The sequence below is a fragment of the Burkholderia sp. SJZ089 genome (genome assembly GCF_007828315.1).
In the GTDB taxonomy this organism is placed as follows: Bacteria; Pseudomonadota; Gammaproteobacteria; order Burkholderiales; family Burkholderiaceae; genus Burkholderia; species Burkholderia gladioli.
Window position 1 is genome coordinate 564760 of the sequence record NZ_VIUM01000003.1, and the last position, 8788, is coordinate 573547.

The following is an 8788-nucleotide window of genomic DNA, read 5'->3' on the forward strand; positions in this document are numbered from 1 at the left end:
TTGTGCGCCGTCGTCGCCCGGCCGTGCAAAAACGGGGCAAGGCGGCGATTGATTCCATTCGTGATGGAATGCATTTCCCGTGAGTGGTTTGTTGCTCGATCCGATTGATTCAGACTGAGGCTTTTTCTCGACGCGCGAGCCGCTCGCGCCATGGAGCCATACCCGATGACCTCATCCCTGACCCAGGTGCCGGGCTCGCCGCTCGTCTTCCGACCGCGCCCGGCCGCCGGCGTGCCGCTGGCGCGGCTGTTGCTGCTGCATGGCGTGGGCGGCAACGAAACCAATCTGCTGGCGGTGGCCGAGGCGCTCGATCCGCGTCTCGAGATCGCCTTCGTGCGCGGGCCGCTGACGCTGGGCCCGGATCAATACGCGTGGTTCCACGTGCGCTTCGGGCCGAACGGCCCGTCGATCGACGCGGCCCAGGCCGAGGCGAGCCGGCAGCAGCTGATCGGCCTGGTTCGCGCGCTGCGCCAGGCCGACGGCGCGGCGCCGTTGCCGACGCTGATCGGCGGCTTCAGCCAGGGCGGCATCATGAGCGCGAGCGTCGGCCTGAGCGCGCCGGAGGCGGTGCGCGGCTTCGCGATCCTGAGCGGACGGATCCTGCCGGAGATCGCCGAGCACCTGGCGCCGCGCGAGGCGCTGGCGGGGCTCGACGCCTTCATCGCCCACGGCGAATACGACGACAAGCTGCCGATATCGTGGGCGGAGCGCGCCGATGCGATGCTCGACGAGCTGGGCGTGCCGCATCGCGTGCATCGCTACCCGGTCGGCCATCAGCTCAGCGAGGCGATCGTCGACGATTTCGCGGCCTGGGTGGCGCAGCGCGGCGCGGCGGCCTGAGCGCCGCCGCCGATCGTCCCGGGCGGGAACGAGACGTCGCCGTTCGCGGCGGCGCGCCATAATCGCGCTTTTCCGGTGCGGAGACGTCGCGAATGAAACTGTCCGAACAATGGGTGCTCGTCACCGGTGGCGCGCGCGGGCTCGGCGCCTCGATCTCCCGGGCGCTGGCGCGCGAGGGCGCGTCGGTGATCGTCAATTACCTGCATAGCGAATCGGCCGCGAATGCGCTGGCGGCCGAGCTCGGCCCGCAAGCGATCGCGCTGCGCGCCGACGTCACCGATGCGGGCGAGGTGGGCCGGATGTTCGAGGCGGCCCGGGCGCGCACCGGCCAGCCGGTGGCGTCGGTGATCAACAACGCGCTGGCCAGCTTCCGCTTCGACGGCGATGCGCGGCCGACGCTCGAGCAGCTTTCCTGGCAGCGCATGCAGCAGCAACTGGAGAGCGCGGTCAAGGGCGCGCTGAACACCATGCAGGCCGCCGTGCCCGGCATGCGCGAGCGAGGCTTCGGCCGCATCGTCAATGTCGGCACCAACCTGTTCCAGAACCCGGTGGTGCCCTATCACGATTACACGGCCTCGAAGGCCGCGCTGCTGTCGCTGACGCGCACGGCATCCAACGACCTGGGCCCGCACGGCATCACCGTCAACATGGTGTCGGGCGGCCTGTTGCGCACCACGGACGCGAGCCGCGCCACGCCCGAGACGGTGTTCGACATGATCGCCGGCTTCACGCCGCTGCGCCGCGTGACCACGCCCGAGGAATTCGCCGACGCGGTGCTGTTCTTCCTCTCGCCCTGGGCGCGTGCCGTGACGGGGCAGAACCTGATCGTCGACGGCGGGCTGGTGAAGGGCTGAGGCCCGCCTGCCGCGTACGCGCCGGGTCGGCGGCGCATACGCGGGCGGCTCGGCCTGGTCGGGCCGAGCGCGCGATCAGGACACCAGCAGGTCGAACTGCTCCCAGCCGCCGACCTGGGTGGCGGTGGCGATCAACTGGCCCTGGCCCGAGTTGGTGGCGCTCACGTAGTTGCCGTTGGCATGCGCGCGCAAGGCCACCGCCGCGCCTGTGAAGGGCTGCACGATCAGATCGAAGGTTTCCCAGGGGCCGACCGCGCTGCGGTTGGCGATCAGCGGCGCGGCGCCGGCATTGTCGGCCGTCACGTACAGGCCGTTGGCATGCGAGCGCAGCGCCACCGCGCCGTTGCCGGCATTCACCAGATCGAACTGCTCCCATGGGCCGATCGCCGTGCGATTCGCGATCAGCGCCTGTGCGCCGGCATTCTCGGCCGTCACGTACAGGTTGTTGGTGCGCGAGCGCAGGCTGACCACCGTCGCGAGACCGACCGTGCTGTTCAACACCGGCGCGGTCGGGCGCACCTGGGTCAGGCCGAGCGAGCCTTTCAGCATGAGGCCGCCGTCGCGCGTCAGGCGCATGTAGTAGTCGGACGAGCAGGGCGTGCCGTCCTCGTCCAGGCTCAGGAAGCCCGAGCCGGCGGGCACGTCCTGCTGGGTGGCGGCCGTGTTGAGGATCTGGTTGCCCTCGTTGTACTCGTCGAACATCGAAATGTAGAGGCCCGACACGCCGAGGTTCACCAGGTTGTAGAACTGCCGCCACATGTAATTGCCGTGTGCGCGCTGGCGGACCGACAGGTCGCCCGGCATCACGCAGGGCTGGTAGTCGATGCCGTGCGCGTCGCAGTCGGCCTTGTCGGCGGCCGCCACTTCCACCGCGAAGGCATTGGCGTCTGCGATCGAACCGATCGCGCCGATCATCCATGGCGAGATCATGTCGAACTGGTGGAACACGTCAAGGAAGTTCGGCCGCACCGAATCGCCGGTACGCCAGCGGGTCGGCACGCCGCCGATCACGTAGCAGCCCTGGGCCTTGAACCACTGGATCACGTCGGCGCAGGCGGCGGCGTCGAACGGGTGGTTCACGTCGTCGAAGCCGAAGCCCCAGATGCAGACCACCGGCTTGCCGTTCTGGCGCGCATAGGCCGGCGAGGCGATGTACTGCGACATCTTCGAGGTCCAGTCCTGCTTGATCTGGGTCTGCATGGCGGTCCAGCCGGACACGTCGTACATGATGTAGAACTTGCGGCCGTAGGTTTCGGCGGCCTGCCGCACATGCGCGGCCGCCACGTCGCGCGTGGCGCCCTCGCCCGAGAACGGATTGAAGCGTTGCAGCGCGACCGTGTCGATCTCGTTGGCCTGCATCCAGCTGAACTGCCGGTTCACCGTGTCGAGGTCGTATTGCGAGAACAGCGTGGCCGGCGCGCCGCTGTTGAGCGGGCTGAAGGCGCTCTGGTAGCCGTGCGCGTAGCCGCGCATGTCGGGCCAGGCCTTGATCGCGTTGTTGCTCGGCGAGGGCGCTTGCGACCAGTTGCCGGCCCAGTGCCACCAGCCGTTGATCGGCGCGCCGTCGCCGATCGCCGCGAACCAGCCCTGGTAGCCGACCGTCACCTTGCCGACCACGTCGCCGGCGCCGCTGACGGCCGCGCGCTGCGTGGCGGCCAGCGCGCGCGTCAGGCCGCGCGCATCGAGCGCGCCGACGGCCGCTGCCGCAACGCCGGTTTTGAGAATCGAACGACGTGTGATGCCCATGAGATTCCTCGAGAAGTAGGGGGTGTGGCTGGCGGGGCCCGGCCGGCATGCTTGCATGCGCAACCGGTGGCGGGGATTGCATCATCGCGAGGGGCGATCGGTCTGCCGGACTGCCGAATCCCGGGCAGGGAATCCGAAGCGCCGCGATACGTGCCCGGCGGCGCGTGCAGCAATCGGAGGAATCGTTGCGGATTGGCGGTGAGGTGCGGCCTGGAGGTGGACTGGTCGGTATGCGGGGCAGGCGGGAATGCGTGCCTCGCGAGGCGGGCCGGCGCGGGCCGGCCTAGCCGAATCGCAGCGGATCGCCGACCAGTTTCGGCACCGCCTCGCGCATGGTCGCCACGAAGCGCAGCAGCCTGGACGGGTAGAACTGCGCGTGCGGATAGACCAGGAATACCGGCAGCGGCGCGGCCTCCCAGTCGGGTGCGACGCGCACCAGGCGGCCGGCCTCGAGTTCCTCGGCGAGCAGCCAGGACGAGCCGATGCCCACGCCCATGCCATGCAGCGCCGCCGAGCGCAGCGCGAACAGGTTGTCGGTGCTCATGCGCGGCTGGATCGTGAAGCGCTGCGTCTCGCCGCTGCGCCGGTGCCGGAGCACCACCTCGTTGCGGTAGTAGGTGCGCAGCGAGAGCCAGTCGAGCGCGGCGAGTTCCTCGGGCGTGGCGGGGATCCTGCCGTCCTCGAACATCGAGGGCGCGGCGACCACGAAGCGCGCCACGTCGGCGATCCGGATCGCCACCACCGATGGATCGGTCACCTCGCCGATCTGGATCGCGCAGTCGATGCCGGTGCCGATGAAGTCGTGCACCTCGTCCTGCAGCAGCCATTCGACGCTCACGCGCGGGTGCTCGCGCAGGAAGCCGATCAGCGGCCCGACGAAGATCTGCTGGCCGAAGGCGTGCGGCACCGTCACGCGCAGATGGCCTTCCGGCTCCTGCTGCGCGCCGCGCAGGTCGGCCTCGAACGAGGCCCAGCTCGCCAGCAGCTCCTTGGCGCGCTTGAAGGCGCGTTCGCCGTCGACGGTCAGGCGCATCGAGTGGGTCGAGCGCTGCAGCAGGCGCACGCCGAGCGAGCGCTCGAGGGCCTGCAGGCGACGGCTGACGGTGGGCTGGGTGGTCCGGAGCAGGGCCGCCGCGGCGGACAGGCTGCCCGATTCGACTATACGCACGAAGGTCTCCATAAGCTGGAAACGATAGCCGGCATCACCGGGAGACACTTCCGGAAGACGGCGATTTCCGCCAGAGGCAGGCGTGGTGGGCAGTTTGGCGCTCATGCGCCGAGCGTATAACAAATGTGCGGACGGTGCCACTACCAGGCTCGCGCCGCTGCCTTCACACTCGCGGCTTGCTGATTCGATACCGATGGACACCGCAAGATGAGTTCGACCCCTGACTTCGACAATGCCGCGCGCGAGGCCGTGCTGGCCGACCCGGCGCCGCTCCATGGATCCCGGCCGGGCGCGGCTTCGGCTGCGCCCGCCGGGGCGCAGGCGCTGCATGCCCTGCTGACGCCGCGCCTGGTGCTGCTGCTGGCGGCCGCCGCCGGGCTCGGCGTGGCGCCGCTCTATTACAGCCAGCCGATGCTCGGCGTGCTGGGGCCGGACATCGGCGCCTCGGCCCGCATGGTCGGCCTGGTGCCGACGCTCACCCAGCTCGGTTATGCGATCGGCATCCTGCTGCTGGCGCCGCTCGGCGACCGCTTCGACCGGCGCCGCGTGATCCTGGTGAAGGCCGGCGTGCTGGTGGCCGCGCTGCTGCTGGCCGCGATCTCGCCGTCGATCGGCTTCCTGCTGGCAGCGAGCTTCGCGGTCGGGCTGGCGGCCACGCTCGCCCAGGACGTGGTGCCGGCGGCGGCCACGCTCGCGCCCGACGCGCATCGCGGCAAGGTGGTCGGCACCGTGATGACGGGCCTGCTGCTGGGGATCCTGTTGTCGCGGGTGGTGGCCGGCGTGGTGGCCGGCAGCCTCGGCTGGCGCGCCACCTTCGTGATCGCGGCCGCGAGCGTGGCCGCCATCGGCCTGGCTGCCGCGCGCGGGCTGCCGAGCTTCCGGCCCACCACGCGGATGCCGTATCGCGAGCTGATCGCCTCGCTCGGCGGCCTGTGGCGCCGGCACCCGGCGCTGCGCCGGGCGGCCTTCGCCCAGGGCATCCTGGCGCTCGGCTTCAGCGCGTTCTGGACCACGCTCGCGGTGATGCTGCATGGCGCGCCCTTCCATCTCGGCAGCGCCGTGGCCGGCGCCTTCGGCCTGGCCGGCGCGGCCGGCGCGCTGGCCGCGCCGCTGGCCGGGCGGCTGGCGGACCGGCGCGGGCCGGAGTTCGTCACCCGGCTCGGGATCGCGATCGCCACCGTCTCGTTCGCGGCGATGTGGCTGGCGCCCTGGCTGTCGGTGTCGGCGCAGCTCGCCCTGATCGCGCTGGCCACGGTCGGTTTCGATCTCGGCTTCCAGTCGACCCTGATCGCGCATCAGACCATCGTCTACGGCATCGATCCGGCTTCGCGCAGCCGCCTCAATGCGGTGCTGTTCGTCGGCATGTTCATCGGCATGTCGACGGGCGCCGCGATCGGCACCCTGCTGTTCGCGCAATGGGGCTGGACGGCGGTGGTCGCGATGGCGGTGCTGAGCTCGATCGGGGCGCTGCTGGTGCGGGTCTGGCGGCGCGCCTGAGCGGGGCGGCGGCTGGATCGGGAACGGGCGGGCCGGGTGGCTCGCCCGTTTTGTTTCGAGGGCGACGGCTTCGCGTTGACGCCCCGGCACGATCTGCCGACAATCCGCAGACCGTCACGCGCGCCGTCTCGATCGAGGATGTCATGCCGCTTCGTCTGAATGCATCGTTGTGCTGTCTGGGGTGGCTCGTCGCGATGTCGGCGGGAGGATGGGCGCGGGCGGCCGAGCCGGCCGCGGTGCCGGCCAGCGAGGTGCCGGCGCGGGCGGTGGCTTCTTCGAAGGGGGCGGCGTCTGCCTCGGCCGCTTCGGCTGTTTCGCCTGCTTCGGCGAGGACGGGCCATCCGTCCGCCGACGACAGTGTGCATGCAGGCGTCGATGCGCATCGCGCGCCGAATGGCGGCGGCGAGTTCATTCCGGTGCCGCCCGAAACCAGCGCCGTGACGCGCCACTCGATCCGGCTCGACGGCCGCACCATCGACTACACCGCGACGGCAGGCAACCTGCTGCTGCGCGACGATGCAGGGCAGGCCACGGCCAGCATCTTCTATATTGCATATACGGCGAATGGCCGGCGCGCCTCGCAGCGGCCGGTCACCTTCCTGTTCAACGGCGGCCCCGGCGCCGGCACCATGTTCCTGATGATGGGCTCGTTCGGCCCGAAGCGCGCACGCACGGCCAGTCCCGATATCAGCGGACCCGCGCCCTACGATCTCGCCGACAATCCCGACAGCCTGCTGGCACAGACCGATCTGGTCTTCATCGATGCGGTGGGCGCCGGCTTCTCGCGTGCGGTCGGCCGCGCGACCGGAAAGAATTTCTGGGGCGTCGACAGCGATCTCGATGCCTTCGATCATTTCATCGAGCGCTACCTGACGGTGTACCAGCGCTGGGATTCGCCGAAATACCTGCTCGGCGAGTCCTATGGCACGGCGCGGGCGGCGATGCTGGCGTATCGCCTGAACGATCGCAGCAACATCGCCTTGAACGGGGTGATCCTGATGTCGTCGGTGCTCGATTCGGCGGCGTTCTCGCCAGGTTCGGACTTCGAAAGCGAAAGCTATCTGCCGAGCTTCGCCGCTGTCGCCTGGTATCACGACCGTCTTTCGCCCAGGCCGCCGAACCTGCCCGCGTTTCTTGACGAAGTCCGTGCCTTCGCGCGCGGCCCTTATGAGCAGGCGCTCGCGCAGGGGGATGCCTTGCCCGATGCCGAGCGCGATGCGATCGCGGCGCGCATCGCCGCTTATACGGGACTCGACGTGTCATATATAAAAGAGGCGCGGCTGCGCATCGGACCGTCGCGGTTCCGCAAGCAGTTGCTGCGCGGCGAGTCGCGTAACCTGGGGCGCTACGATGCGCGCTTCAAGGGTATCGACTACGACGATGCGGGTGAGCATGGCGATTTCGATGCATCGGCGACCAGCATCTCCAGCGTGTTCGACGCGGCGCTGCATCGGCATCTGGCGCAGGATCTCGACTACCGGCCGAGCGACCGCTATCGCGTCTTCAACGATGCGGCCTTGCGGCAATGGGATTGGAAGCATCGCGAATGGTGGGGCGAGCAACTGGCGGTGCCCTATGCCGCCGGTGATCTCGCCGAGGCGATGCGGCAGAACCCGAAGCTGCGGGTGATGTCGCTGAACGGCTATTTCGATCTGGCGACGCCGTTCTATGCCACTGAATATGCGCTGTCGCATCTCGGGCTCGACAAGTCGCTGCGTTCGAACCTCGAGCTGCGCTATTACCCGACGGGGCACATGATCTACCTCGACGATGCCGCCTTGCACGCGATGAAGAACGATCTCGCGCGCTTCTACGAGGGGGCGCCGGCAGGTCAGTGAGGGCGATGTTGGTTGCGTGAGCAACCGAATTTCGCCTTTCTTCTTTTGGTATCAACGAGTTGCCATGAAGGGCGCCGCGCGAGCGGCGCCCTTCATGCATTTACTTTGCGAAAACGCTTGCAGGAAGGCGATGGGCTGCTTAGAATCACGCCTCTTTCGCGCTAACGGAAACGCGGTGCGGAAGAGGAAGCAAGGTTGGACGCGTCGAGCGCCTGAGCAGTTGGCCGCTGATTCGTTTGACTGAGAAGTGATCGACGCAGTGAGTTGATCGCGGCGCTGAAAAAAGTAGTTGACGCGCTGCGAAATGTTGATCATAATCTCGCTTCTCTGCTGCTGAAAACGCAGCGCTGCTGAAGAAACCAAGTTGCTTCGCAGATACGCTCTTTAAAAATCTACAGCCGATAAGTGTGGACGCTTGATGGCAGCGGTCCTGATCTCCGGATCAGGTCAGCAAAAGTATCAAGAGTCTCACACAAAAGTAAGTCAGGTTTGTGAAGCAATTCATTAACCTGTCAGCTTTGAGTGAGCGACCGGTTCGTTAGAACCGAAAACAGTAACAGGTATTGAACTGAAGAGTTTGATCCTGGCTCAGATTGAACGCTGGCGGCATGCCTTACACATGCAAGTCGAACGGCAGCACGGGTGCTTGCACCTGGTGGCGAGTGGCGAACGGGTGAGTAATACATCGGAACATGTCCTGTAGTGGGGGATAGCCCGGCGAAAGCCGGATTAATACCGCATACGATCCATGGATGAAAGCGGGGGACCTTCGGGCCTCGCGCTATAGGGTTGGCCGATGGCTGATTAGCTAGTTGGTGGGGTAAAGGCCCACCAAGGCGACGATC

The 8788-nt window shown here is 68.0% G+C and carries 6 protein-coding genes and 1 rRNA gene; 5 read left to right on the forward strand and 2 right to left on the reverse strand.

Annotated features, from left to right (window positions below):
* Positions 1 to 165: 165 nt before the first annotated feature.
* Positions 166 to 840, forward strand: a complete 675-nt coding sequence (locus tag FB600_RS08355) for an alpha/beta hydrolase (RefSeq protein ID WP_096752977.1) — start codon at positions 166 to 168, stop codon at positions 838 to 840.
* Positions 841 to 932: 92 nt separating this feature from the next.
* Positions 933 to 1694, forward strand: coding sequence for a 3-oxoacyl-ACP reductase (locus FB600_RS08360; RefSeq protein ID WP_145756525.1), 762 nt, complete (start codon positions 933 to 935; stop codon positions 1692 to 1694).
* 75 nt (positions 1695 to 1769) lie between these two features.
* Here the strand turns inward: FB600_RS08360 and FB600_RS08365 are convergent, their stop codons facing one another.
* Both FB600_RS08365 and FB600_RS08370 read right to left on the reverse strand, forming a co-directional pair.
* Positions 1770 to 3440 carry a lectin gene (locus tag FB600_RS08365; protein WP_098182500.1) on the reverse strand — a complete coding sequence of 557 codons (1671 nt, stop codon included), beginning with the start codon at positions 3438 to 3440 and terminating at the stop codon, positions 1770 to 1772.
* Positions 3441 to 3723: 283 nt separating this feature from the next.
* The gene (locus FB600_RS08370) at positions 3724 to 4713 is read right to left on the reverse strand and encodes a LysR family transcriptional regulator (protein ID WP_096752456.1); all 990 of its coding nucleotides are present in this window, start codon (positions 4711 to 4713) and stop codon (positions 3724 to 3726) included.
* A 102-nt stretch (positions 4714 to 4815) separates the two neighbouring features.
* Between FB600_RS08370 and FB600_RS08375 the strand changes: the two genes are divergently transcribed.
* The 3 genes from FB600_RS08375 to FB600_RS08385 form a co-directional block, all read left to right on the forward strand.
* A complete protein-coding gene (locus tag FB600_RS08375) occupies positions 4816 to 6105 on the forward strand; it encodes an MFS transporter (RefSeq protein WP_013689272.1) in 1290 nt (429 codons plus the stop codon).
* A gap of 143 nt (positions 6106 to 6248) precedes the next feature.
* Positions 6249 to 7943: a S10 family peptidase gene (locus FB600_RS08380; RefSeq protein WP_145756531.1), complete on the forward strand. Its 1695-nt coding sequence runs from the start codon at positions 6249 to 6251 to the stop codon at positions 7941 to 7943.
* Between the two features lie 565 nt (positions 7944 to 8508).
* A 16S ribosomal RNA gene (locus tag FB600_RS08385) occupies positions 8509 to 8788 on the forward strand; the annotation flags it as partial.

Excerpts from the sequence above, each read along its gene's own strand:
- FB600_RS08360 (WP_145756525.1), top strand. The coding sequence starts at position 933 with ATGAAACTGTCCGAACAATGGGTGCTCGTCACCGGTGGCGCGCGCGGG.
- FB600_RS08365 (WP_098182500.1), bottom strand. The coding sequence starts at position 3,440 with ATGGGCATCACACGTCGTTCGATTCTCAAAACCGGCGTTGCGGCAGCG.
- FB600_RS08370 (WP_096752456.1), bottom strand. The coding sequence starts at position 4,713 with ATGAGCGCCAAACTGCCCACCACGCCTGCCTCTGGCGGAAATCGCCGT.
- FB600_RS08355 (WP_096752977.1), top strand. The coding sequence starts at position 166 with ATGACCTCATCCCTGACCCAGGTGCCGGGCTCGCCGCTCGTCTTCCGA.
- FB600_RS08375 (WP_013689272.1), top strand. The coding sequence starts at position 4,816 with ATGAGTTCGACCCCTGACTTCGACAATGCCGCGCGCGAGGCCGTGCTG.
- FB600_RS08380 (WP_145756531.1), top strand. The coding sequence starts at position 6,249 with ATGCCGCTTCGTCTGAATGCATCGTTGTGCTGTCTGGGGTGGCTCGTC.